General features: G+C 71.2%; 23 protein-coding genes and 2 tRNA genes. 15 read left to right on the top strand and 10 right to left on the bottom strand.

Annotation, left to right across the window (positions count from 1 at the left end):
• Position 1: 1 nt before the first annotated feature.
• From SMA5143A_RS13945 to SMA5143A_RS13930, 4 genes are all read left to right on the top strand, one after another.
• The gene (locus SMA5143A_RS13945; protein ID WP_107463237.1) at positions 2-598 is read left to right on the top strand and encodes a M48 metallopeptidase family protein; all 597 of its coding nucleotides are present in this window, start codon (positions 2-4) and stop codon (positions 596-598) included.
• Positions 599-819: 221 nt separating this feature from the next.
• Positions 820-2,424: a TerD family protein gene (locus SMA5143A_RS13940; RefSeq protein ID WP_107463236.1), complete on the top strand. Its 1,605-nt coding sequence runs from the start codon at positions 820-822 to the stop codon at positions 2,422-2,424.
• Positions 2,425-2,432: 8 nt separating this feature from the next.
• Positions 2,433-3,110 (top strand): AIM24 family protein, encoded by a 678-nt coding sequence (locus SMA5143A_RS13935; RefSeq protein WP_055539782.1) that lies wholly within the window; start codon positions 2,433-2,435, stop codon positions 3,108-3,110.
• Between the two features lie 27 nt (positions 3,111-3,137).
• The gene (locus tag SMA5143A_RS13930) at positions 3,138-3,890 is read left to right on the top strand and encodes an AIM24 family protein (RefSeq protein WP_107463235.1); all 753 of its coding nucleotides are present in this window, start codon (positions 3,138-3,140) and stop codon (positions 3,888-3,890) included.
• Between the two features lie 94 nt (positions 3,891-3,984).
• Here the strand turns inward: SMA5143A_RS13930 and SMA5143A_RS13925 are convergent, their stop codons facing one another.
• Positions 3,985-4,506: an NUDIX hydrolase gene (locus tag SMA5143A_RS13925; protein ID WP_107463234.1), complete on the bottom strand. Its 522-nt coding sequence runs from the start codon at positions 4,504-4,506 to the stop codon at positions 3,985-3,987.
• The gene (locus SMA5143A_RS13920) at positions 4,503-5,957 is read right to left on the bottom strand and encodes a zinc-dependent metalloprotease (protein ID WP_107463233.1); all 1,455 of its coding nucleotides are present in this window, start codon (positions 5,955-5,957) and stop codon (positions 4,503-4,505) included. The genes SMA5143A_RS13925 and SMA5143A_RS13920 overlap by 4 nt, the downstream gene beginning before the upstream one ends.
• A gap of 189 nt (positions 5,958-6,146) precedes the next feature.
• Between SMA5143A_RS13920 and SMA5143A_RS13915 the strand changes: the two genes are divergently transcribed.
• From SMA5143A_RS13915 to SMA5143A_RS13905, 4 genes are all read left to right on the top strand, one after another.
• The gene (locus tag SMA5143A_RS13915) at positions 6,147-7,259 is read left to right on the top strand and encodes an SDR family oxidoreductase (RefSeq protein WP_107463232.1); all 1,113 of its coding nucleotides are present in this window, start codon (positions 6,147-6,149) and stop codon (positions 7,257-7,259) included.
• Between the two features lie 141 nt (positions 7,260-7,400).
• Complete coding sequence (locus tag SMA5143A_RS13910) at positions 7,401-7,862, top strand: molybdenum cofactor biosynthesis protein MoaE (protein WP_055539787.1); 462 nt, start codon at positions 7,401-7,403, stop codon at positions 7,860-7,862.
• Between the two features lie 217 nt (positions 7,863-8,079).
• Complete coding sequence (locus SMA5143A_RS43840; protein WP_257234466.1) at positions 8,080-8,211, top strand: hypothetical protein; 132 nt, start codon at positions 8,080-8,082, stop codon at positions 8,209-8,211.
• 117 nt (positions 8,212-8,328) lie between these two features.
• A complete protein-coding gene (locus tag SMA5143A_RS13905; RefSeq protein ID WP_107463231.1) occupies positions 8,329-9,426 on the top strand; it encodes a YlbL family protein in 1,098 nt (365 codons plus the stop codon).
• Positions 9,427-9,516: 90 nt separating this feature from the next.
• Here the strand turns inward: SMA5143A_RS13905 and SMA5143A_RS13900 are convergent, their stop codons facing one another.
• On the bottom strand, positions 9,517-10,059 hold the full coding sequence (locus SMA5143A_RS13900) for a PPA1309 family protein (protein WP_055515606.1): 543 nt from the start codon (positions 10,057-10,059) through the stop codon (positions 9,517-9,519).
• A 164-nt stretch (positions 10,060-10,223) separates the two neighbouring features.
• Between SMA5143A_RS13900 and SMA5143A_RS13895 the strand changes: the two genes are divergently transcribed.
• From SMA5143A_RS13895 to SMA5143A_RS13880, 4 genes are all read left to right on the top strand, one after another.
• Entirely contained in the window at positions 10,224-13,187 is a 2,964-nt protein-coding gene (locus SMA5143A_RS13895; RefSeq protein WP_107463230.1) for a UPF0182 family membrane protein, read from the top strand.
• Between the two features lie 44 nt (positions 13,188-13,231).
• Positions 13,232-13,305: transfer RNA gene (locus tag SMA5143A_RS13890), tRNA-Met, on the top strand.
• Between the two features lie 171 nt (positions 13,306-13,476).
• Positions 13,477-15,630: a tetratricopeptide repeat protein gene (locus SMA5143A_RS13885; protein ID WP_181361841.1), complete on the top strand. Its 2,154-nt coding sequence runs from the start codon at positions 13,477-13,479 to the stop codon at positions 15,628-15,630.
• Between the two features lie 122 nt (positions 15,631-15,752).
• Positions 15,753-15,826: transfer RNA gene (locus tag SMA5143A_RS13880), tRNA-Met, on the top strand.
• A 164-nt stretch (positions 15,827-15,990) separates the two neighbouring features.
• Here SMA5143A_RS13880 and SMA5143A_RS13875 read toward each other — a convergent pair.
• The 3 genes from SMA5143A_RS13875 to hisN form a co-directional block, all read right to left on the bottom strand.
• Entirely contained in the window at positions 15,991-16,407 is a 417-nt protein-coding gene (locus SMA5143A_RS13875; protein WP_107463229.1) for a Fur family transcriptional regulator, read from the bottom strand.
• A gap of 268 nt (positions 16,408-16,675) precedes the next feature.
• Positions 16,676-17,068 (bottom strand): CBS domain-containing protein, encoded by a 393-nt coding sequence (locus tag SMA5143A_RS13870; protein ID WP_055515600.1) that lies wholly within the window; start codon positions 17,066-17,068, stop codon positions 16,676-16,678.
• A 192-nt stretch (positions 17,069-17,260) separates the two neighbouring features.
• On the bottom strand, positions 17,261-18,061 hold the full coding sequence (gene hisN / locus SMA5143A_RS13865) for a histidinol-phosphatase (RefSeq protein ID WP_055539793.1): 801 nt from the start codon (positions 18,059-18,061) through the stop codon (positions 17,261-17,263).
• 261 nt (positions 18,062-18,322) lie between these two features.
• Between hisN and SMA5143A_RS13860 the strand changes: the two genes are divergently transcribed.
• Positions 18,323-18,940 carry a TetR/AcrR family transcriptional regulator gene (locus SMA5143A_RS13860; protein ID WP_107463362.1) on the top strand — a complete coding sequence of 206 codons (618 nt, stop codon included), beginning with the start codon at positions 18,323-18,325 and terminating at the stop codon, positions 18,938-18,940.
• Here SMA5143A_RS13860 and SMA5143A_RS13855 read toward each other — a convergent pair.
• The 4 genes from SMA5143A_RS13855 to SMA5143A_RS13840 all read right to left on the bottom strand — a co-directional run bounded on the left by SMA5143A_RS13855 (position 18,937) and on the right by SMA5143A_RS13840 (position 22,660).
• A complete protein-coding gene (locus SMA5143A_RS13855) occupies positions 18,937-19,260 on the bottom strand; it encodes a DMT family transporter (protein ID WP_099967389.1) in 324 nt (107 codons plus the stop codon). The two genes, SMA5143A_RS13860 and SMA5143A_RS13855, sit on opposite strands and share 4 nt — an antisense overlap.
• A 175-nt stretch (positions 19,261-19,435) precedes the next feature.
• Positions 19,436-20,449 (bottom strand): ribosome small subunit-dependent GTPase A, encoded by a 1,014-nt coding sequence (gene rsgA, locus SMA5143A_RS13850; protein ID WP_107463228.1) that lies wholly within the window; start codon positions 20,447-20,449, stop codon positions 19,436-19,438.
• 16 nt (positions 20,450-20,465) lie between these two features.
• Complete coding sequence (aroA, locus tag SMA5143A_RS13845; RefSeq protein WP_107463227.1) at positions 20,466-21,803, bottom strand: 3-phosphoshikimate 1-carboxyvinyltransferase; 1,338 nt, start codon at positions 21,801-21,803, stop codon at positions 20,466-20,468.
• A gap of 134 nt (positions 21,804-21,937) precedes the next feature.
• On the bottom strand, positions 21,938-22,660 hold the full coding sequence (locus tag SMA5143A_RS13840; RefSeq protein WP_055717791.1) for a M50 family metallopeptidase: 723 nt from the start codon (positions 22,658-22,660) through the stop codon (positions 21,938-21,940).
• 448 nt (positions 22,661-23,108) lie between these two features.
• Between SMA5143A_RS13840 and SMA5143A_RS13835 the strand changes: the two genes are divergently transcribed.
• Complete coding sequence (locus SMA5143A_RS13835) at positions 23,109-23,924, top strand: SOS response-associated peptidase (RefSeq protein WP_107463360.1); 816 nt, start codon at positions 23,109-23,111, stop codon at positions 23,922-23,924.
• A 10-nt stretch (positions 23,925-23,934) separates the two neighbouring features.
• Positions 23,935-24,570, top strand: a complete 636-nt coding sequence (locus tag SMA5143A_RS13830) for an alpha/beta hydrolase family protein (protein WP_107463361.1) — start codon at positions 23,935-23,937, stop codon at positions 24,568-24,570.
• Positions 24,571-24,788: the final 218 nt, after the last annotated feature.

Below are 24,788 nucleotides of genomic sequence, written 5' to 3'. Positions count from 1 at the left end.
CGTGCCCGCCGACCCACTGCACCGCGCCGGAAAACCACAGCGCAGCACGACGAGCCAGCCGCCAAGCGGCTCGGGGGCGAGCGCGATCGAGGTCCGCAGGAGCGCGCGACGGCGCAGAACGGTCTCCGCGTACCGAGAGGGCGATCGCACCGTCGTACTGATCCCCGCCCGGATGTCCGAGGCGGAGGAGCAACGCTGGGTGACCGTCATGCTCGACAAACTGGCCGCGCAGGAGAGCAAGCGGCTCCTCGGCGACACCGAGCTGGCCGAGCGTGCCGCCCGCCTGTCGGACCAGTACTTCGACGGGCGCGCCCGGCCCGCCTCCGTCCGCTGGGTCACCAACCAGAACACCCGCTGGGGCTCGTGCACACCCGCCGAGGGCAGCATCCGGCTGTCGCACCGTCTGCAGGGCATGCCCGAGTACGTCGTCGACTACGTCCTCCTCCATGAGCTCGCCCACCTTCTCGTGCCCGGTCACGGGCCACGTTTCTGGCGGCTTCTGGAGGCGTACCCGCGCACGGAGCGCGCTCGCGGATACCTCGAAGGGGTGGTCGCCGCCGACCGGCTGCCGCATCTCTCCGCCTCCGACGACGAGTGACGCCGCGCGCACGGGGCGCCCGCGCATGACGTGACGCGTGACGTGAAGCGTGACGTGAAGCGCACTCCACCCGCGCGTGGGCGATTCCCGGCAGGGTGGCTCGAACACGCGCTTTTGTACCGGGTCTGTACCAGCCTCGTACGGTCTCGGACTTTGCGGTTAGCCTGGCGCGACGCACTCGCAGGCGCACTCACTTTCGGGATGGGGGACGGTCGTTACGCATGGCCAGGGAATTCCAACGCGGCCACAAGGCCAAGATCAGTGACCTCACCGCGGGTACGGATCTGTACGTAGGTGTACAGATCTCCGCCCCCGGACTGACCTTCGACATCAGCTGCTTCGGGCTGGACGCCGACGAACGTCTCTCGGACGACCGCTATTTCGTCTTCTTCAACCAGCCGAAGACCCCCGAGGAAGCCATCCAGCTCCTGGGCTCCCAGGCGGGCGACACGGAGTCCTTCCGGGTCACGCTCGACAAGATCCCGCCACAGATCCAGAAGCTGTCGTTCACGGCGACGATCGACGGCAATGGCCAGATGTCGCAGATCTCCCCCGGCTATCTGCGCATCGTCGCGGGCGGCGAGGAGGTGGCCCGGTACCCGTTCGACGGCTCGGAGTTCTCCACCGAGCGCGCCGTGATGCTGGGCGACTTCTATCTGAAGGACGTCTGGCGGTTCGCGGCCGTCGGCCAGGGCTTCGACGGAGGCCTGGACGCGCTGCTGAAGAACTTCGGCGGCGAGGTCGCCGAGGAGGAGCCGGCCGCCCCGCCCCAGCAGCCGCAGGCGGACGCCGCCCCCGGCTTCGCCCCGCCCGCGTTCGGCGCCCCCGCCGCCCCGGCACCGGCCCCCTCCCAGGGCTACGCGCCCCCGGCGCCCTCCCCGTCCGTGCACGCCGCTCCGACCATCGCCGCGCCGCTGCACACGCCCCCCGGCGGCACCGTCCCGCCCCCGGCCGCACCGCCGGCCGGACCGTTCACACCGCCCGGCGCACCGCCCCAGGGCGGGCCCTTCACCCCTCCGGGCGCCCCGCCGCAGGGCGGGCCCTTCACACCGCCGCCCGGCGCGGCGCCGCAGGGCGGCCCGTTCACGCCTCCGGGCGCCCCCGCGGCCTTCCCGGGACAGGGACAGCCGTTCGGCGGCGGGACGCAGCTCGCCCCCGTGCCGCCGGAGGCCGGACTCCGCGCCGTGCTGACGAAGTACTCCGAGGCACCCGTCGGCGACCGCTGGACCGAGCAGAACCCGCAGATGGTGCGGGCCACCCTCACCAAGGGCGCCAACATCCTCGCCAAGCAGGGCAGCATGGTCGCCTACCAGGGCGACATCGACTTCGCCCACAAGGGTTCCGGCCTGCTCGGCAAGTTGACGGGCCAGCTCACCGGGCAGGGCATGGCCCTCATGCGGTGTTCCGGCGACGGCGAGGTGTTCCTCGCCGACGAGGGCAGCAAGCTCTTCGTCATCCGCCTCCAGAACGAGCAGCTCTACACCAGTGCGCGCGGCGTCCTCGCCTTCGACGAGGCGCTGGACACCGAGATCCGCCGTATCGAGGGCGCCGGCCTGCCCGGCGGCGGCCTGTTCAGCATGCTCTTCTCCGGCACCGGAGCGGTCGTCGTCAAGACACGCGGCGTCCCCGTCGTCCTGCCCGTCGGCCCGGCCACCTATGTCGACGGCAACGCCGTCATCGCCTGGTCCGCAGGTGCGCAGGCCGTCACCACGACCTCGCTGAGGCTGCGCCGCTCCGGGTACGCCCGGCAGACCCAGGAGGCGATCAACCTCCAGTTCCGCGGTGCCCCCGGCAACTTCGTCGTCGTCCAGCCCTTCGAGGTGTGAGGCAGAGCATGGACCTCCAGACACTCCACGCACACCGCTCCGCGGCCACCGGCGTCCGGATGAGCGTGCACAGCTCCAAGACGCTCAAGGTCACCATGGTCACCGGCCAGGACCTCCTGGCCAAGGCCGGCTCGATGATCGCCTACGACGGGTTCGTGCAGTTCGACGCCGCGCCCGCCTCGCTGCGCCGCAGCGCCGAGGAGATGGTCACCGGAGAGGGCGGCAAGCTGATGCTCTGCCGCGGCGACGGCGACCTCTACCTCGCCGACTACGGCGGTGACGTCCTCATCGTCCACCTGAACAACGAGGCGCTGTCCGTCAACGGCCCCACCCTGCTGGCCTGCGACGCCTCCCTCCAGCTGACCATCGAACCGGTCAAGGGCCTCGCCAAGCTCTCCGGCTCCGGCCTGACCAACCTGGTCGTCCGGGGCACCGGGTGGGTCGCCCTGGTCAGCCGGGGCGTGCCGATCTCCCTCGACTGCGCCGAACGGGAGACCTATGTCGACCCGGACGCGCTGATCGCCTGGACGGACGGCCTCGACATGAAGGCCCGCCGCACCATCAAGGCCAGTGCGCTCATCGGCCGGGGCAGCGGGGAGGCCTTCCAGATCGGGTTCAAGGGGCAGGGCTTCGTGGTCGTCCAGCCCAGCGAGGACACCGGTGACCGTTTCAAGGTCCGTGGCTGACCGGGGCCGAGAGGAGAACAGCACACCATGCACAGCACACTCTTCGCGCACATCCCGGTGGAGCACACCGAGCGCTACACGCTGCAGAACCCGCAGCTGCTGAAGACGGACGTCACCATCGGCAGCAGCCCCGTCCTGGCTCGCCAGGGCGCCATGGTCGCCTTCGAGGGTCAGGTCGAGTTCGACAGCCAGTACCGCAACCGCAGCTGGCGCAACGCCGAGCGGATGACCGGTGAGCGCCTGGAACTGATGCGCTGCAAGGGCAACGGGATCGTGTATCTCGCCAACTTCGCACAGTACCTGCACATCATGGACGTCGGCCGCGGCATCACCGTGGACTCCTCCTCCGTCCTGGCGTTCGACGGCTCCCTGAACGTCGGCATCGTCGCCGTGGACAGCGCAGTCGAGGTCGCCTCGGCGGGTGCGTACAACCTGGAGCTGTCCGGCGACGGCAAGGTCGTCCTGATGACCTCCGGCGAGCCGCTGGCGCTCGAAGTGACGCCCGAGAAGAACATCTGTGTCGACTCCGACGCCGTCATCGCCTGGTCCACCTCGCTGCGTACCCAGCTGCAGGCGCCGACCTCGACGTCCGCCGTGTGGCGCCGCCGGGGCTCCACCGGTGAGGGCTGGGAGATGCACTTCTCCGGCAGCGGGCACGTCCTGGTGCAGCCGAGCGAGCTGCTGCCGCCGCAGCACGTCCGCACGTCCGGGGTGCTCGGCCAGTTCGGCATGGGCGCGGGCGGTCTGAGCGGGAACAACCTCGGGGGCAGCCGCGCCTGATCCCGACGCGGACAGGACAGGCATGCGTAAGGGGCGTCCGCCATGGCGGACGCCCCTTACGGCGTTCTTCTCCCGGTGAGGGACCCGCGCCCGGTCACAGCCGCGCCCGTGTCGCCTCCAGCAGTCGTACGACCGACTCGTCCGCCACATCCGCCACCTCGGCGTACGGGAACCAGCGCACGTCGAGGGACTCGTCGCTGACCAGGTGCTCGGCGTCCGACGGAGCCAGCACCGCGTACTGGACGTCGTAGTGCCAGTGGCAGGGCGCCGGGATCGGGTGGCGGTCCAGGCGCACCGGCCCGCCCGGGAGCAGGGCCAGCCCGGTGACGCCGGACTCCTCCGTCGCCTCCCGCAGCGCGGCGGCCGCGAGGGTGGTGTCCTCGGGCTCGCAGTGGCCCCCCATCTGGAGCCACATGCGCAGCTTCCTGTGGAGCGTCAGCAGGACCCGCTCGCGCTCGGGGTCGATCACCAGCCCGCTCGCCGTGATGTGCCCGGCGCCGCAGGCCTTCCAGATGCCGTCCGGGTGCTCTGCCAGATGGTCGAGGTAGGCCTGGCGCAGCTCCGGCTGGTCCTCGTAGCCCTTCAGTACGAGGACCGCGTCGTCGTACAGGCTCACTCGGTGTCGTCGTCCTTCTTCTTCGGGTCGGGCTGCTCATCGGACTTCTTCAGGTCCGGCTTCTCGGCGGAACCGGAACCGGAACCGGACGCGGCCTCCCCGAGCATCTTGTCCAACTCCGAGAAGTCCAGCTGCTCGCGGTGGACGAAGCCGTCGGGGTCGTCCAGATCGGAGGCGTTGGGCAGCATGTCCGGGTGGGCCCACAGGGCGTCCCGGCCGTCGACGCCGCGCGCGTCGGTGAGGGAGGCCCACAGCCGGGACGCGTCGCGCAGCCGGCGGGGACGCAGCTCCAGCCCGATCAGCGTGGCGAACGTCTGCTCGGCCGGGCCACCGGTGGCCCGGCGGCGGCGCAGGGTCTCGCGCAGCGCGTCGGCGGAGGACAGGCGCGGCTTCGCGGCCGCGTGCACCACGGCGTCGACCCAGCCCTCCACCAGCGCCAGCGCCGTCTCCAGCCGGGCCAGGGCGGCCTTCTGCTCCGGGGTGTCCTCCGGCTGGAACATGCCCTGCTGGAGCGCCTGCTGCAACTCCTCGGGGTTCTGCGGGTCGAACTGGCCGACCACGTCCTCCAGCTTGGCCGTGTCGACCTTGATCCCGCGCGCGTAGCCCTCGACCGCGCCGAACAGATGCGAGCGCAGCCACGGGACATGGGCGAAGAGCCGCTGGTGGGCGGCCTCGCGCAGCGCCAGGTAGAGCCGCACCTCGTCCTGGCCGATGCCCAGGTCCTTGCCGAACGCCTCCACGTTGACCGGGAGCAGCGCGGCCTTGCCGGCCGGGCCGAGGGGCAGGCCGACGTCCGTCGAGCCGACGACCTCGCCCGCGAGGACGCCCACGGCCTGGCCGATCTGCTGGCCGAACATGGCGCCGCCCATCGACTTCATCATGCCGATCAGCGGGCCCGCCATGGCCTGCATCTCCTCCGGCAGGATGTCGCCCATGGCGCCGCCGACCCGCTCGGCCACCGGGTCGACGAGCTCCTTCCAGGCGGGCAGGGTCGCCTCCACCCACTCCGCGCGGCTCCACGCCACGGCGGATCCGGCACCGGACGGCAGGGACGTGGCGTCGTCGAGCCACAGGTCGGCCAGGCGGACTGCCTCCTGGACGGCGGTGCGCTCGGCGGGGCCGACGCTGGAGTCCTTGGTGCCGTCGGCGGTGCCCTGGGCGACCGTCTGGCGGGCGATCTGCTTGGCCATGTCCCAGTTCACCGGGCCGCCCTCGTACGAGAGCATCTGGCCCAGCTGCTGGAAGGCGGCGCCCAGGTCGGTGGGGTTCATGGAACCGAACATCGCGGCGAACGGATTGTCGGCGCCGGGGCCCCCGGCCCCGGGGAACCCGAAACCGAACGGGTTGGCCGGGCCCTGACCACCACCGCTCTGCTGGTCCTTCTTCTTGCCCTCGTCGCCGTCGTCCGGCTCCTCCGGCGGAAGGCCGAATCCGAATGGGGTGTCACTCACGGGATTCCTCGGCTGATAGGGCCGTCGGCTCCACCGACGGCACGGCTGCCCGAACACCACCCAGCCTAGACACCGTGGCGGGTTCGGGCCTCGGTGCTCCGCCGACCGATGGCCTGCGGCAGGATGGATGCCACCTGGTACGTACGCGTCACCCGCGTTCGTACTGAAGACAACCGCTGGAGACGCCCGGTGAGTTCCCCAGATCCGCAGGTTCGCGCAGCGCGAAACCACTCAACCAGCTCCGCCCTGCGCGGACCCGTCGTCGCGGTCACCGGCGCCGCGTCCGGGGTGGGCGCGCTGCTCACCGAGCGGCTCGCCGCGTCCGACGAGGTCCGGCAGGTCATCGCGATCGACGAGCGGCGGGGGGAGTGCGTGGCCGCCCAGTGGCACATCCTGGACGTGCGGGACCCGGCGATCGCCGACAAGCTGCGCGGCGCGGACGTGGTGGTGCACCTCGCGGTCGACCTCGACCTGGGCACCGACCCGGCGGCACGCAGCGCGTACAACGTGCGGGGCACGCAGACCGTCCTCACGGCGGCCGCCGCGGCCGGGGTGCACCGGGTCGTGCTGTGCACGTCGGCCATGGTCTACGGGGCGCTGCCCGACAACGAGCTGCCGCTCTCCGAGGACGCGGAGCTGCGGGCGACCGCGGAGGCCACCGGGGTCGGCGACCTGCTGGAGATCGAGCGCCTCGCACGCCGGGCGCCACGCGCCCACCCGGGCCTCAATGTCACCGTCGTCCGGCCCGCCGTCCTCGTCGGCGGTACGGACACCGCGCTGACCAGGTACTTCGAGTCGCCTCGGCTGCTGGTGGTGGCCGGATCGCGGCCCGTCTGGCAGTTCTGCCATGTCGAGGACCTGTGCGGGGCGCTGGAGTACGCCGTCCTGGAGAAGGTCGAAGGGGAGTTGGCCGTCGGGTGCGAGGGCTGGCTGGAGCAGGAGGAGGTCGAGGAGCTCAGCGGGATCCGGCGCATGGAACTGCCGTCCGCGGTGGCTCTGGGGGCCGCGGCCCGGCTGCACCGCATCGGGCTCACCCCGTCGCCGGCCGGGGACCTGGCCTACACGATGTACCCCTGGGTCGTCAGCGGGAGCCGGCTCCACGAGGCCGGGTGGCGGCCGCAGTGGACGAACGAGGAAGTGCTCGCCGAACTGCTGGAAGAGGTGTCCGGGCGGCACACCGTGGCCGGACGCCGGCTCGGGCGGAAGGACGCGACGGCGGCGGGCGCCGCGGGCGCGACGGTCGCGCTGTTGGGTACGGCGGCGCTGGTGCGACGGGCCCGGAAGGCTCGACGCCGGCTGTGACGGGGTGCCCCGCGGGACGGTGGGACGAGGGCGGGACCCGATACGAAAGTGCGCGCCCTGTAGGACGTGACGAGCACGCACACGCGTGTGCCTGCTGATCCGACCATGTCGGGCCGGGTGCGGGTGGGGCACGATGGAGGGATGGCAGCGATGAACGATCACCCCGGTGAGCAGCGGGCCGAGGAGCCCATCAAGCTGATCGGTGTCCGGGAGACCGCGCTCTCCGTGGACGAGGTCTTCCGGGCCGTCGGGGACGACGCGGCCGGCGGGACCGCGCTGTTCGTGGGGACGGTGCGGAACCACGACGGCGGAGCCGATGTCGACGAGCTCGGCTATTCGTGCCATCCGACCGCCGAGGCGGAGATGCGGCGGATCGCGGAGAAGGTGGTCGCCGACTATCCGGTGCGGGCGCTCGCGGCCGTGCACCGGGTGGGAAGTCTGAAGGTAGGGGATCTCGCGGTGGTCGTCGCCGTGTCGTGCCCGCACCGCGGTGAGGCGTTCGAGGCGTGCCGCAAGCTCATCGACGACCTGAAGCACGAGGTGCCCATCTGGAAGCACCAGAAGTTCTCCGACGGCACGGAGGAGTGGGTCGGGGCCTGCTGAGCCCCGCCCGAGGGCCTCGAGAGGCCCGGGTCGGGGGCCCGAGAACACCCGGGTGGCGTGACCGGGACGGGGCCATTCGCGTTCCGGTTGCGTAACCCGCCCCCCAGCGTGAGCGTTGACGGAGCGGACGGATAATCTGCTGATCAGTCAGTTGCGGTCAGGTGAATGGGGTTGGGAGGTCGGCATGGCGGCGCTCGCCTGGTTGCTGATTCCACTTGTGGCTGCGATCGGCGCCGGACTGTGGGGCGGCTGGGCCAGCCGGAACCGCAAGAGCATCGAGGACGGCACCGAGCTCGCCGGCTACTCACGGTTCCGTGAGGCCATGGAGAGGTCCCACACCGGCGGTTGACCCCCGCCCGCGCCCCGCGGACCCCCGCCTGTCCCGCGCACCGCCGGCCGCGCTCGCCCCCACCCCGGACGGCAGCCCCGACAGTGCACTTACAGGCCTGTCCCGTACTGTCGTTCCATGCCACGCCGCACCGCGACGCTGCTCGCCTCCACCCTGATGCTGATCGCGATCCTGTGCGCGGGAGTCCTGATTCCCGTGCCCTACTCGGAGATGTCGCCGGGGCCGACGGTGAACACGCTGGGCAAGCACGACGGCGCGCCGGTGCTGCAGATCTCGGGGCGCAAGACCTATCCGACGACCGGGCACCTGAACATGACCACGGTCCGGGTCACGAGCGCCGACTACAAGATGAACCTCGTCGAGGCCGTCTACGGCTGGCTGGCACACGACAACAAGGTCGTCCCGCACGACACGCTGTACCCGGACGGCAAGACCGAGGAGCAGTCCACCCAGGAGAACGCCGAGGAGTTCAGCCAGTCCCAGGAGAGCGCCAAGGTCGCCGCCCTGAAGCAGCTGGACATCCCGGTGAAGTCCTGGGTGATCGTCTCCACCGTCGTCAAGGGCTCCCCGGCCGAGGGCAAACTGCACGCCGGTGACGTGATCAAGTCCGTCGACGGCACGGCGATCAAGGCCCCCGAGGATGTGGCGAAACAGGTCACCAAGCACAAACCGGGCGAGAACGTCGACTTCGTCATCGTGCCCGCCAAGGCACAGGCCGCCGCCGAGAAGAAGAACACCACGGCGACCGAGACCCAGAAGATCACGATCACGACCGCCAAGTCCGACGACTCGGGCGAGGAGCGGGCGATCGTCGGGATCTCCGCCGGGACCGACCACACCTTCCCGTTCACCATCGACATCAAGCTCGCCGACGTCGGCGGTCCGAGCGCCGGTCTGATGTTCGCCCTCGGTATCTACGACAAGCTGACGCCGGGCAATCTGACCGGCGGCACGTTCGTCGCCGGCACCGGCACGATCGACGACAACGGCAAGGTCGGCCCCATCGGCGGCATCGAGATGAAGACGGTCGGCGCGCGCGGCAAGGGCGCCCAGTACTTCCTGACGCCCAAGGACAACTGCGCCGCGGCCGCCAAGGACACCCCCGACGGACTCACCCTCGTCAAGGTCGACACCATCGAGGACGCCCTCGGCGCCCTGAAGGACATCCGCTCCGGAAACACTTCCGACCTGCCGAAGTGCACCACCAAGGGCTGAGGCCCACGCGCGCGTGGGGGGCGCTCCGTCACCAGGGGGCGCCCCCGCAGCCGTAGGGCAGAGGTCCGCCGCGCGACGGCCTCCGAGTGATCAGTCCGCGAACGTGGCCGTCAGCGCCTCGGCCAGTCCCGGCACCAGCTCGGGGCCGGTGAGGACTTCGGTCGGGGAGTCCTTCTCGCGCAGGCGCAGCGCGGAGTCGCGGGAGCCGTCCCGCAGGACCGCGACCGTCATGCGGACCTCCTGGCGCTCCGGGTGGGAGGCGACCCACTCGGTGAGCCGGGCCCCGTCGAGGTGGTCCGGGACGGACGCCTCGACGGACGGCGGCAGCATCAGCCGCTCCACGGTCAGCGCGCAGCCGACCACCGCGTCGGGCCAGGCGATCGTGCCGAGGAACTCGTCCAGCGCCTTGCCGGTGGGGATCTCCTCCTGCTCGATCGGGGTGAGGCCGCTGGTCTCGGACTCGTCCTCCAGACCGAGCTGTGCCGCGAGCGCGGGCTCCTGGGCCTTCAGGCGCGCGGTGTCTACGAGGGCGAAGAGGCGAGCGGGCTGGTCCCAGCCGAGGCCCGAGGCGTACTCGTCGATCTCGAGTACGGCCCGGGTGAGCGGGTTCGCTGCCATGGGAGTGTTGGACATGGTCACAATCCTGCCTCGTTCGTTACCCGAAGCGGGAACCGAGTAAAGCGTGAGTAAGTTGCAATAGGTGAGGCTCCCAGGACCAGGGGGCCCGCTGAAGGGTCCGTAGACGCGGCCCCGACATGTCGACAGCGATTTTCGAGGTGCACACCTTGGCTTTCCAGATGCCGGACCGCGGCGGAGGCCCGACGGGGCCGCGGATCAGAGTCGGCCGACCGTCCCGGCGTGTCCGGACCCTGCTCATGACGCTGGGCGTCCTTGCCGCGCTCGGCATGGCGTTCGTCATGTTCGCGGGGTTCTGGACGGACTGGCTCTGGTACCGGTCGGTGAACTACTCGTCCGTCTTCACGACCACGCTGTGGACGAAGATCGGGCTCTTCTTCGTCTTCGGTCTGCTGATGGCGGCCTCGGTCGGCTTCAACATCTGGCTGGCGCACCGGCTGCGCCCGCCGCTCAGTGCCATGTCGATGGAGCAGCAGAGCCTCGACCGGTACCGCATGGGCATCGCGCCGTACAAGAAGTGGCTGCTCCTCGGGATCACGGCCCTGGTCGGCCTCATCGCCGGCGCCTCCGCCTCCGGGCAGTGGCGTACCTGGCTGATGTGGGTCAACGGCGTGTCCTTCGGTCAGAAGGACCCCCAGTTCGACCTGGACGTCTCCTTCTACGCCTTCGACCTGCCCTGGTACCGCTTCCTGCTCGGCTTCGGCTTCGCCGCCGCCGTGCTCTCGGTGATCGCCGCCGCGCTCACCCACTACCTGTACGGCGGCCTCAGGGTCACCTCCCCGGGAGCGCGTGCCACGGCCGCGGCCACCGGGCACCTGTCGGTGCTGCTCGGTATCTTCGTCGCCCTGAAGGCGGTCGCGTACTGGCTCGACCGGTACGGCCTCGCGGTGAAGTCCAGCGACTTCAAGGCGACGGGCAACTGGACGGGCCTGAGGTACGTCGACGCGAACGCGTATCTCCCGGCCAAGACCATCCTGTTCTGCATCGCCGTGATCTGCGCGCTGCTGTTCTTCGCCACGATCTGGCGGCGCACCTGGCAGTTGCCCGTCATCGGCTTCGGCCTGATGGTGCTCTCCGCGATCCTCATCGGCGGGCTGTACCCGGCGATCGTGCAGAAGTTCCAGGTCCAGCCGAACGAGCAGGCCAAGGAAGCGCCGTACGTCGAGAAGAACCTGGAGGCGACCCGTCGGGCCTACGGCATCGACGGAACCGACGTCCAGGAGTACGCGGGCACGGGCACCACTTCGGACAAGAACAAGCTGCGTGAGGACGCCGAGAGCACGGCCAGCATCCGCCTGCTCGACCCGAACATCGTCTCGCCGACGTTCCAGCAGCTCCAGCAGATGAGGAACTACTACGCGTTCCCCGCGAACCTGGACGTCGACCGGTACAGCGGCAAGGACGGCTCGGAGCAGGACACGGTCATCGGTCTGCGTGAGCTCAACCTCGCGGGTATCCCCAAGAACAACTGGATCAACGACCACTTCCGCTACACCCATGGCTTCGGCGTGGTCGCGGCCAAGGGCACCGAGGCCACCTCCGGCGGCCGCCCGGTCTTCACGGAGTCCGACCTGCCGTCCAAGGGCGATCTCGGTGATTATCAGCAGCGGATCTACTACGGCGAGAAGACCACCCAGTACTCCATCGTCGGCGGTCCCCAGGCGGAGATCGACTACTCCGACGACAACGGTGAGAAGACCACCAGGTACAAGGGCGACAGCGGGGTCAACCTCTCCAACCCGATCAACCGGGCGGCGTACGCGGCGGCGTTCAGCGAGCCGCAGATCCTCTACTCCGGTGCCATCGGCGAGGGGTCGCGGATCCTGTACAACCGCACTCCCAAGGAGCGCGTCGAGGCGGTCGCCCCGTGGCTGACCATCGACGGTGACGCCTACCCGGCCGTCATCGACGGGAAGATCCAGTGGATCGTCGACGCGTACACGACGACGAACGGCTATCCGTACGCCTCCCGCACCACGCTGGGAGACACGACGGCCGACTCGCTGACCGCCGACAACAGCCAGCGCGCGGTGGTGGCCCAGCAGAACCAGGTCAACTACATCCGCAACTCGGTGAAGGCGACCGTCGACGCGTACACGGGCGAAGTCAAGCTCTACCAGTGGGACACCAAGGACCCGGTCCTGAAGACCTGGATGAAGGCGTTCCCGGACACGGTGGAGCCGAAGACGGCGATCTCCAAGGCGCTGGAGGCCCATCTGCGTTATCCGCAGGACCTGTTCAAGGTCCAGCGCGAGTTGCTGACCCGCTACCACGTCAAGGACGCCGACACCTTCCTCAGCGGTAGTGAGGTGTGGCAGGTGCCGGACGACCCGACCAACACCTCGGGCAGCGCGGTGCCGCCGTACTACCTGAGCATGAAGATGCCGGGGCAGCAGGAACAGGCTTTCTCGCTGACCACGACGTTCACGCCGAACGGCCGGGACAACCTCAGCGGCTTCATGGCGGTCAACGCCGAGGCGGGCACCAAGGATTACGGCAAGATCAGAATCCTGAAGGTGCCGACGAGTGAGGCGATCGACGGCCCCAAGCAGGTCCAGAGTCAGTTCAACTCCCAACAGGACATCGCCGAGACCATCAGCCTGCTCAAGCGCGGTGACTCGGAGGTCGAGTACGGCAACCTCCTGACGGTCCCGCTCGACGGCGGACTGCTCTACGTGGAACCCGTCTACGTGCGAGGCGGCGGCCTCAAGTACCCGCTGCTGCGCAAGGTTCTCGTCACCTACGGCGGCAACACGGCCTTCGAGGACACCCTCGACGCCGCGCTCAACAAGGTGTTCGATACGTCGGGTCCGACGCCCAAGCCCCCGGTGGACGACGGCGACGAAGGCACCGACGAGCCGCCGACGTCCGGGGACCCGACGGTCCAACAGGCGCTGCAGGACGCCCAGAAGGCGTTCGACGAGGGTCAGAAGGCCCTCAAGGACGGCGACTGGGAGGCGTACGGCCGCGCCCAGCAGGACCTCGAGGACGCGCTGAAGCGGGCCGAGGACGCGCAGTCCAAGGCCGACGGGGCCGGCGGCACCGGAGGCAGCGAGAACAACGACAAGGGCGACCAGGCCGACAAGAGCGACAAGGACGCCGACAAGGGCTCTGGGAGCGGGTGATTCAAGGCTCCACCCCGCGCCGTGATACGGTTGCCGAGCAACGGCGCGGGGTGGAGCAGCTCGGTAGCTCGCTGGGCTCATAACCCAGAGGTCGCAGGTTCAAATCCTGTCCCCGCTACTGAAGTTGAAGGCCCGGATCCTCCAAAGGATCCGGGCCTTCGACGTGTTGCCTGGGGACATGAGGGGATCTGTGTTTGACTTGTCGCTCTGTGGGCATGTCGACAAAACGCTGTAGTGACCTCAATGGCTGCGGTATACCAGGTGTACCCAGGTTGCAGGTGGTGCGACGATGGACGTTATGGGGGACAAGGCAACTCTGTTGGAGACAGGGCGGTTTGCGCAGTCTGTCGACTTTGCGCTGTCTGCCGACCTTGTGCTGCCCGCGGAGTCCGAGCCGTCGGGGGAGTCCGTCCTGACCACCGAGCCCGAGATGACCATCGGTCGTCCCCGTCCCGCGGGTGACTCCGCGCAGGCCGCGGACCCGGACGACGCCGGGGAAGCCGTCGAGGAGGCGCGTCAGCGGCTCGCCGCCGAAGCCGGTGACTCCGAGGCCATGAGCGTCCTCGGAGCGATGCTGCTGCGCCGCGGCGACCTCGACGGGGCCGAGCCGTACCTGCGCGCCGCCACCGCCGCCGGGGACCGGGCGGCCGCCAACAACCTGGGCGTCCTGCTCCACCAGAGGGGATACCCCGACGACGCCGCCGGATGGTGGCGGATCGCCGCCGTCGCCGGTTCCGCGGCCGCCGCCCACGCGCTCGGACGGCACCACCGTGAGCGCGGCGACGAGCCGGCCGCCGAGTACTGGCTGCGCCAGTCCGCCGAGCAGGGCCACGCGCTCGGCGCGTACGCCCTCGCCGACCTGCTGGAGCACCGCAGCGACGCCGCCTCCGAGAGGTGGATGCGCGTCGCCGCCGAACGCGGCCACCGCGAGGCCGCGTACCGTCTCGCCCGGACGCTCGACCATCGCGCCGAGCGCGAGGAGCGCGCGGCCGTCCGGGAGGGGCGCAGGATCGCCCGCGCCGCCCTGGAGATCGGCGGCGCGAGCCGCGAGGTCGTCCGGGACGCGCGGGACGGACGGGCCGCTCGGGACGCCAGGGAGGCCGTGCGGGACGGTCGCGACGGCGGACGGGGCGGCCGCGGCACCGCGGTCCGGGAAGGGCGGGACGGCGTACGAGAAGGTCGTGCTGCCGTGCGAGCGGGGGAGCCGGGGGCTGACAACGGTGTCGCGCCGACCGCCGCCGAGGAGGCCGAGCAGTGGTACCGCCAGGCCGCCGCGCGCGGCCACCGGCGGGCCGCGCTGCACCTCGGCGCGATCCTGGAGCGGCGCGGCGAGCTCAAGGAGGCCGGGCGCTGGTACCTGACCTCCGCCAAGGACGGCGAGCCCCGGGCCGCGTGCGCGCTGGGGTTCCTGCTGCGCGACGCGGGGGACACCGAGAGCGCGGCCGTGTGGTGGCTGCGGGCCGCCCAGGACGGCGACGGCAACGCCGCGAACGCCCTGGGGGCGCTGCACGCCGAGCGTGGCGAGACCCAGACCGCCGAGCGGTGGTACCGGGCCGCCATGGACGCCGGTGACGTGAACGGCGCGTACAACCTGGGGCTGCTCTGCGCCGAGCAGGGGCGGACCGCGCAGGCCGAGCAGTGGTACCGGCAGGCCGCCTACGCCGGGCACCGGGAGGCGGCCAACGCGCTGGCCATCCTGCTGCTTCAGGTCGGCGACGCGGCCGGTGCCGAACCGTGGTTCTCCAAGGCCGCGGAGGCCGGCAGTGTGGACGCCGCGTTCAACCTCGGGATCCTGCACGCCGGACGGGGCGACGACGTGACCGCGCTCGTCTGGTACGAGCGGGCGGCCGCCGCCGGGCACACCGAGGCGGCGCTCCAGGTCGCCATCGCGCGGCTGCGGGAAGGGGACGAGCGGGCCGCCGAGCGGCATCTGCGGTGTGCTGCCGGAGGGGGTAGCGCGGAGGCCGCGTACCGGCTCGCCGCCGTGCTGGACGCGCGCCGGCCGCCCGCGCCCGCGCATGAGCTGGGGGAGCCGGTGCGGGAGAAGAACGAGTGCGAGGAGTGGTACGAGAGGGCCGCGTCGCAGGGGCACCGGCGGGCGCAGGTGCGCGTCGGGATGCTGGCCGCGGGGCGGGGCGACGTCGTCGAGGCGGCGCGGTGGTACCGCATCGCCGCCGAGGCCGGTTCGCGGAACGGCGCGTTCAACCTGGGGCTGCTGCTGGCGCGTGAGGGGAGTGAGCCGGAGGCCGCCGTGTGGTGGGCCCGGGCCGCGGACGCGGGGCACGGGCGGGCGGCGCTGCGGCTCGCCCTCGTCTACGCGCGTCGGGGTGAGCTGGTCGAAGGGAAGCGGTGGGCCGACCGTGCGGTGGCGCTCGGGCCGGCCGAGGTCACGGAGCGGGCGGCGCGGCTGCGGGACGCACTGCGGCAGGAGCTGTCGGCGTAGGAGCCGGTGGTGGGGGCGGGGCACGGGCCGGACGCCGGAAGGGCGTGACGCCCGTGCCTCCGGTCTCGGCCCTCAAGCGATTTGCGCTGGTCGACGGGGCCACGTAAGGTTGCGTTTACCGACGCGGGGTGGAGCAGCTCGGTAGCTCGCTGGGCTCATAACCCAGAGGTCGCAGGTTCAAATCCTGTCCCCGCTACTGAAGGCCGAAGGCCCGGGACCGATGAGGTTCCGGGCCTTCGGTGTGTGTGGCCGGCCGAGCGCGAGGATCCCGCGGCCGAAGAACAGCGAAGCCCCCGGCAGGAGATCCCGCCCGGGGGCTGTCGTGTGGTGAGGCGTGCTGTGCGGGGGAGGGAGCGGGTCCTAGGCCGTCGCGCAGTTCGGGCAGACGCCTCGGTAGGTCACCTCGACGTCGGAGACGGTGAAGCCGAAGCGCTCCGTGGAAGGCAGGTCCGCGAGCGGGTTGCCGGTGGGGTGGACGTCACGGATCGTCCCGCACCGGGCGCACACCAGGTGGTGGTGCGGGCGGTGCGCGTTCGGGTCGTACCGCTTCGCGCGCTTGTCCGTGGCGACTTCGAGCACCTCACCCAGGGACACCAGCTCACCCAGCGTGTTGTAGACGGTCGCCCGGGAGATCTCCGGCAGCTTGGCCACAGCGCGCGCGTGTACCTCGTCGGCCGTCAGATGGACATGCTCGCCGTCGAGGACCTCGGCCACGACACGACGCTGCGCGGTCATACGCCATCCGCGTCCGCGCAGCCGTTCCAGAAGGTCACTCATACAGGTCAGCGTAACAGCAAGGGGGACAGATTCCGAACAGGTGTGACTTTGGAACAGGCATTGACTTGGACTTTGTCCAATGTAAGATTTGGCGCGTAAAGCGGTGCTGTCGGGCCGTGGGATTTCGGTCGGAGAGCGGCGGACGGCGCCGCCCGGACCTCGGCAAGCGCCTGGTGGGCCGCTGTCCAGGCTCTGTGCGGTCGACCAGGGTTGGACCGCTTGCCGTCGGGACGGGCCGGGACTTGTTCGGGTCCCGGCCCGATCGGGATCATGCTGGCGCGTGCTGTCGCGCCGGGGCCCAGCAGCGGATGATGTCGCGGACGGAGACGATGCCGACGGGTGCGGCCTCGTCGAGCACGATCAGATGCCGGAAGCCGCCGTGCGCCATGGCGCGGGCTGCGTCCTCCAGCGTCCAGGACGGCGCGGCGAACACGACGTCGTTGGTGGTGTGGGCGTGGGCGCGCTCGATGTCCGGGCTCTGGCCCAGACCGACGGAGTTGAGGACGTCGCGTTCGGTGAGGATGCCGAGTCCGCCGGCGTCGGGGTCGAGAACCACGGCCGCGCCCACGCGGCGGGCGGACATCAGGGCGGCGGCCTGGCGGAGCGTGTGATCGGGGCCGATGGTGAGAACCACCGTGCTCATGGCGTCGCGGACGAGCATGGAGTGCGGTCACCTCCTGGAGAACCACGGCAGTCGTCATGGCGGCGCACGACGCGCCTGTCGAGCACTGCACAAGTTCACAAGTGGGGGGACTGCCAGCTTCCCAGGCAAAGAGAGGGTCAACAAGGGGGCGCGCGTGGTCAGTTCAGGGGCGCCTCGGGATCACTCCGCAGCCGCACGCGCACCAGCGATTCAGTAGCGCTGGTTCAGGTATCCCAGAAGTTCGTCGTGGAGCAGGCCGTTCGAGGCTGCCGCGTTGCCGCTGTGCGGGCCGGGGCGGCCGTCGAGTCCGGTGAAGGTGCCGCCGGCCTCGGTGACGATGATCGCGTTGGCGGCCATGTCCCACAGCGACAGCTCGGGTTCGGCGCACAGGTCGATCGCGCCCTCGGCCACCAGCATGTACGGCCAGAAGTCGCCGTACGCGCGCGTGCGCCACACCTCGCGGGTCAGGTCCAGGAAGCCGTTCAGGCTGCCGCGGTCCTCCCAGCCGCTGAGCGAGGAGTACGCGAAGGACGCGTCCGACAGCTTCGAGACACGGGAGACGTGGAGGCGGGAGGACGAGCTGAGGCTGCGGCCGGTGAACGCGCCGTGGCCCTTCGCCGCCCACCAGCGGCGGCCGAGGGCGGGCGCGGACACCACGCCGACGACGGGCTGATAGCCACCCTCGCCCGCCTCCATCAGCGAGATCAGGGTGGCCCATACGGGCACGCCACGGACGTAGTTCTTGGTGCCGTCGATCGGGTCGACGACCCAGCGGCGGGGGCCGGTGCCCTCGACGCCGTACTCCTCGCCGAGGATCGCGTCCCGGGGGCGGGAGCGCTGGAGATGGCCGCGGATGAGTTCCTCGGCGGCCTTGTCGGCCTCACTCACCGGAGTCATGTCGGGCTTCGTCTCCACCTTGAGGTCGAGGGCCTTGAAGCGGGACATGGTGCTCGCGTCGGCGGCGTCCGCGAGGACGTGGGCGAAGCGGAGGTCGTCGAGGTAGTCGGCCATGGTGCGAACGGTATCCGCCGAGGTCGGTGCGGGGCCATAGGGGGCCCGGGGCAAGGGCGCCCGGGGGAGTTCGGGGCGCCCTTGGGGGTGCGGAGTGGCGCCCTGCGGGTACCTGACGCCGACGGGATCCTCCGGGCGTTCCGCCGGCCCGCGCATGTTGGCCGGAGTGCGCCCGTAGGCGCTCTCGCGAACCCTTGACAGGGGGTTGATGCGCGTCAAATCTGAGGGCCAGAGCCGCCCGCTCGTATCAGGGAGGCGATGATGCCTGCAGCGCGGGAATCCTTGTTGGACGCCGCTTACACGGCGCTGGTGCGCCGCCCGTGGTCCACCGTGCGGATGGTGGACGTGGCGGCGGTGGCCGGAGTGTCACGCCAGACGCTGTACAACGAGTTCGGCAGCAAGGAAGGGCTCGCCCGGGCCCTGGTCCGCAGGGAGGCCGACGGCTATCTCGCGGGGGTCGAACGGGCGTTGGCCACCCCCGTGGACAGCCGGGAGCGGCTCGCCGCGACCGCCGAGTGGACCGTGGCGGTCTCCCGGAGCAACCTGCTCGTACGGGCCATGCTGACCGGCTGCTGGAGCGAGCGCCTGCCGGCGCTCACGCTCTCGGCGGTGCCCTCGTCCTCCCTGGTGCCCGCGCAGCGCCGCGCGGACGGGCCGCTGCCCGCGCCCTCCGACTTCGTGGCGCTGGTGCGCGACCGGGCCGTCGCCGCACTGTCGCCGCCCGGCACCGCCAGGGCGGACACGGCGGAGCTGGCCCGTTCCTGCGAACTCGCCGTCCGGCTCGCCCTGTCCTGCGTCGCGGCGCCCCCGCGCGAGGGCGGGGTCACCGATCTGGTGCGGACCGCACTGCCACGGCAGCTGAGCAGGCCCCTTGTCTAGTGCGCCGAGCCCGAGAGCTGGAGCCCCACGACGCCCGCGATGACGAGGGTGATCGAGACGATCTTCAGAGTGGACACCACGTCGCCGAGGAAGATCATCCCGTAGATCGCCGTGCCGGCCGCGCCGATGCCCGTCCAGACCGCGTAGGCCGGGCCGACGTCGAGCTTCTTCAGGGAGAGGGTCAGCAGGCCGAAGCTGCCGAGGGCGAAGACGCAGAAGGCGACGGTGGGCCAGAGTCTGGTGAATCCGTGCGAGAGCTTCAGGCAGACGGCGAAGCCGGTCTCCAGCAGACCTGCCACGACCACCAGCAGCCACGCCATGTCTCGTCCTCCCGTGTCCCGACGTTCCGTGACCGCTTCGTCCGATCTCGCCTGATCTCTTCAGGTCTCATCTGGTCTGGATCAGACTTGGTGCGATTATGCACTTACCGGGTGGAGGGGGGCGCAAACAACGCGGAGGTCGGTCGCCTTCCCGACGGCGGGGTCAACGGCGGGGTCAGTCGCCCTCCCGGCGTTCGCGGGTCGAGAGCAGTCGGCGCAGGGAGTACAGCCGCGCCGGGTCCGCGTGCCCGTCGGCGACCCACTGGTCCAGCGCGCAGTCCTGCTCGTCGTGGCTGCACGCGCGCGGACAACCCTCGGTGCCCGCCTCCAGGTCGGGGAAGGCGTGGATGACCCGCGTCGGGTCGATGTGGGCGAGACCGAAGGAGCGGACGCCGGGGGTGTCCACCACCCAGCCGCCGTCGGAGTCCGCGAGGGGCAGCGCCAGCGCCGAGGTCGTGGTGTGCCGGCCGCGGCCCGTCACCGCGTTGACATGGCCGGTCGTCCGGCGCCGGTCCTCGGGGACGAGTGCGTTGACCAGGGTCGTCTTGCCCACGCCCGAGTGGCCCACGAACGCCGTGACCTTGCCGTCGAGGTGCGCGCGCACCCGGTCGGCCGCGGCACCCTGCTCCAGCTCCTCACGGCTCGTCACCACGAACGGGATGTCGAGGTCCCCGTACAGCTCCAGGAGCTTGTCGGGTGAGGCGAGGTCCGACTTGGTCAGGACGAGGAGGGGTTCGAGGCCGCCGTCGTACGCCGCGACCAGGCAGCGGTCGATCAGCCGGGGGCGGGGCTCGGGGTCGGCGAGGGCGGTGACGATGGCGAGCTGGTCGGCGTTGGCGACGACGACGCGCTCGTACGGATCGTCGTCGTCGGCGGTGCGGCGCAGCACCGACGAGCGGTCGGCGATGCGGACGATGCGGGCGAGGGTGTCCTTCTTGCCGGAGAGGTCCCCGACGAGGGCGACGGTGTCGCCGACGACCGCGGCCTTGCGACCCAGTTCACGGGCCTTCATCGCGATCACGATCCGGTCCTCGACGAGGCAGGTCAGCCGGCCCCGGTCGACGGTGAGGACCATGCCGTCGGCGGCGTCCTCGTGCTTCGGACGGATGTTCGTCCGGGGGCGGTTGCCCTTGCGGTTGGGACGGGTCCGGATGTCGTCCTCGTCGGTGTGCTTGCCGTAGCGGCGCATGATCGTCGTCCGCCCGTCAGTTCCCGAGCATCCCGGCCCACAGTTCGGGGAAGTCCGGCAGTGTCTTGGCTGTCGTCGCCACGTTCTCGATCCGCACGTCCTTCACCGCCAGGCCGATGATCGCACCGGCGGTGGCCATGCGGTGGTCGTCGTAGGTGTGGAAGACACCGCCGTGCAGGGGACGCGGGCGGATGTGGAGGCCGTCGGCGGTCTCGGTGACGTCGCCGCCGAGTTCGTTGATCTCCTTGGTGAGCGCGGCCAGCCGGTCCGTCTCGTGGAGGCGGAGGTGGGCGACGCCGCGCAGGGTCGACGGGGAGTCGGCGAGGGCGGCGACCGCCGCGATACCGGGGGTCAGCTCGCCCACCTCGCCGAGGTCCACGTCGATGCCGTGGATCGCTCCGGAGCCGGTGAACACCAGCCCGTACTCGGTGAGTTCGCAGGAACCGCCCATCTCGGTGAAGATCTCGCGGAGCTGGTCACCGGGCTGGGTGGTGCGCGTGGGCCAGTCGGGGACGACGACCTTGCCGCCGGTCACCAGGGCCGCCGCCAGGAACGGCTGGGCGTTGGAGAGGTCCGGCTCGATCGTCAGATCACGGCCGAGCAGCGCGCCCGGCGTGACCCGCCAGACGTTGGGCTCGCCGCCCGACTCCGGGGTGTCCACCTGGGCGCCCACCGAGCGCAGCATGTCGACCGTCATCCGGATGTGCGGCATGGAGGGCAGTGTCGAGCCGATGTGCCGGACCTCCACGCCCTGGTTGAAGCGCGGCGCGGACAGCAGGAGCGCGCTCACGAACTGCGAGGAGGAGGAGGCGTCGATCTCCACCGGGCCACCGTCGAGGGCCCCGCTGCCGTGGACGGTCAGCGGCAGGGCGCCGCGGCCGTCGTCGTCGATCCGGGCACCGAGGGCGCGCAGCCCGTCGATCACGCCGTTCAGGGGGCGCTCGTACGACCTGGGGTCGCCCTCGAAGCGGATGGGACCGTCGGCGAGGGCGGCCACCGGGGGCAGGAAGCGCATGACCGTGCCGGCGTTGCCGACGTCGACGGTGGCCGGGCCGCGCAGCCCCGCGGGCAGGACGCGCCACGCCTCGCCGGAGACGGCGGAGCCGCTCGTGGCCGAGGAACTGGACGACACCGTCTCCTCGATGCCGACGCCCATCGCCCGCAGGGCGGCCGCCATCAGGAGGGTGTCACGGGAGCGGAGGGGACGGCGCAGCCAGCCCGGCTCGCTGGCGAGGGAGGCCAGGACCAGGGCGCGGTTGGTGACGGACTTGGACCCGGGCACGTGGACCGTCGCGTCGACGGCTCCGCTCGCGTGCGGGGCGGGCCAGAGGGCGGGCTGTGCGTTCAGGGCCATGGGCCCACTTTAGTGGGGGTTCGCTCCGCCGGGCTCAGCCGGTTGACGTGCGTCGCTCGTCGCGTACGCGCCCGTTCGGGGCAGTTCGTGGCCGATCGTGCGGTGCCGGGTGGCACGGCCGTCGCAACTCACGGTCACAGCCTCAGGAGCCACCTTCCGCCGCCCAGCAGCGCGCATACGGACACCACGTGGAACATCAGCAGCCATACCGTCGCCGGCACATGGGTCAGACGGGAGAGCTGGTCCGCGTCGGAGTCGCCGGCTCCGCCCCGGCGGCGCTTGGCCTGGAGTTCGAAGGCGGGGCGCACACCGCCGAGGAGGAGGAACCACACCACCGCGTACGCGAAGGCCGCCTGGACCTGGGGGCCGGCGAGCCAGGAGACGACGACGAAGGTGCCGCCGGTGAGTACGACGGTGAGGGCGCCGTACGCGTTGCGGATCATGATCAGCATGGCCACCAGGAGGATCGTGGAGAGCCACAGGAGCAGCGTGATGCGGCCGGAGCCGAGGAGGGCGGCGCCGCCGAGGCCGAGCAGCGGGGGAGCGGTGTAGCCGGCGGCCGCGGTGAGGATCATGCCGAGGCCGGTGGGCTTGCCGCGGCTGACGGTGAGGCCGCTGGTGTCGGAGTGCAGGCGTATGCCGGTCAGGGTGCGGCCGGTGAGCAGGGCGACCAGGCCGTGGCCGCCCTCGTGCGCGATGGTGATCGCGTTGCGCGAGAGCCGCCAGACGCCGTGCGGGACGACCGCGGCGAGCGCGGCCACCGCGGTGGCGATGACGACCCAGGTGTCGGGGTCGGGCTGGGTGCCGAAGACCTCGTCCCACAGGCTGGCCAGCGAGGTGGCTGCGGTGCTTTCCATGGTCGGCGGTAGCTCCTCCGGGTCGCGTCGGATCTGGAAGTGTGGCACTCGGGGGCGGACGGTATGTGAGACGCCGGGGTGCCGGGGATCGTTCCTGCGGGGAAACCGGCTGGTCGGAGCGGTCGGAGCGGTCGGAGCGGTCGGAGTGGTCGGAGCGGTCGGAGCGGGGGTGCGGTCCGGGGATCGGCCCGACCGCGACGGACGTCGTGGCCCTACGCGGACGTCGTGGCCCTACGCGGACAACGGGGACGTCGGTGGCCGTACGCGGACGAGGACGGCAGCGGCGGGCGCGGACGAGAGAGGGGCTGGTGGGCGCACGCGGACGACGGGAGCACCGGCAGGGGCACCGGCGGACAGCTGTGCGCGCCGCCCTCCGTCGGCGGTCTGCCACCCTTGGACGTGTCCGGGTGGAGGACCCGGTGTGCGCGGGTCGGAGGGGTGGTTCGAGATGTGCGGGCGGTATGCGTCCAGTCGCAGGCCGGAGGATCTCGCGGGAGTCTTCGAGATCGAGAAGTGGGAGCCGGAGGAGACCCTGGAGCCCGACTACAACGTGGCCCCCACCAAGGAGGTCTACGCGGTTCTCGACCGCCCCCTCAAGGACACCGACGACAAGAGGCCGGTCCGCCAGCTGCGCAAGCTGAAGTGGGGGCTCGTCCCCTCCTGGTCCAAGAACCCCGAGGGCGCCGCCCGGATGATCAACGCCCGCGCGGAGACCGTCCACGAGAAGCCCTCGTACCGTCGCGCCTTCACGTCCCGGCGCTGCATCCTGCCCGCCGACGGCTACTACGAGTGGGTCACCGGCAAGCACGAGCGGGACCTGGAGGTCGAGGGCAGGAAGAAGCGGCCGCGCAAGCAGCCGTACTTCGTGCTCCCCGCCGACGGATCCGTGTTCGCCATGGCCGGGCTGTACGAGTTCTGGCGGGACAAGACCCTGCCGGACGACCATCCGCAGGCCTGGTGGGTCACCTGCTCGGTGATCACGACGGAGGCGGAGACGACCCCGCTGGCCGTGGCGCCCGCGGACGGCCCGTTCACGCTGGCCGAGATTCACCCCCGGATGCCGTTGATGCTGACGCCCGACCGGTGGGACAGCTGGCTTGACCCGGCCCGGACGGACCCCGACGAGCTGCGCGGTCTGCTGGAGCCGCCGCCCGCCGGCCTGATGCGCGCCTATCCCGTCTCCACGGCCGTCAGCAACGTCCGCAACAACGCCCCGGAGCTGCTGAAGGAGCTGGAGGGCCCCGAGGAGGGCACACTCTTCTGACGTGAACGGGATCAGAGAAGAGATCGACACCGAGGCGGGCACGGCCCGGGTCACCTGGCACGAGGCGCGGGACGCCCGCTGGGTGCTCGCCGTGAGCCATGGCGCGGGCGGCGGCGTCGAGGCACGCGATCTCCAGGCCCTCGCCGCCGTCCTCCCCGCGCACGGGGTGACCGTCGCGCTCGTCGAGCAGCCCTGGCGGGTGGCCGGCAAGAAGCTCGCACCCGCGCCGAAGACCCTGGACGTCGGCTGGCGGGGTCTGTGGCCCGCGCTGACAGGACCGGGGCTGCCTGTGGTCGCGGGCGGGCGCAGCGCCGGGGCCCGGGTGGCCTGCCGTACCGCGCGGGAACTGGGCGCGGCGGCCGTACTCGCGCTGAGCTTCCCGCTGCATCCGCCGGGCAAGCCGGAGAAGTCCCGCGCCGACGAACTGCTCGGCGCCGGGGTACCGACACTGGTCGTGCAGGGCGGGAACGACACGTTCGGGAGGCCGGAGGAGTTCCCGGAGGGCCCCCACGCGCTCGTGGAGGTGCCGTACGGAGACCACGGGTTCGCCGTGCCGAAGCGAGCGCCCCTCGATCAGGAGGCGGCGCTCAAGGTGATCACCGACGGTGTCGTGGAGTGGATCGCGTCGCTCGGCCGCCCGCGCTGAGGACGCCCGCCGGGCCGCGACGCCGAGGTCGTCCGCCGGGACGAGCGGAAGTCGTTCGCCGGGACGAGCGGAAGTCGTTCGCCGGGACGAGCGCAAGTCGGTTCGCCGGGACGAGTGGAATGAATCACTCGGTAAGGAGTCGGTGGGAAGGCGGGAATGTTGCGTGACGGTCCCCTGTTGTGCGGATCAGACAGCGCGAGACCGTGCTGACCGTCGTA

The organism is Streptomyces sp. MA5143a, assembly GCF_900290235.1.
In the GTDB taxonomy this organism is placed as follows: Bacteria; Actinomycetota; Actinomycetes; order Streptomycetales; family Streptomycetaceae; genus Streptomyces.
The sequence above is the reverse complement of the archived record's forward strand: the minus strand, read 5'-3'. Positions and strand labels throughout refer to the sequence as shown.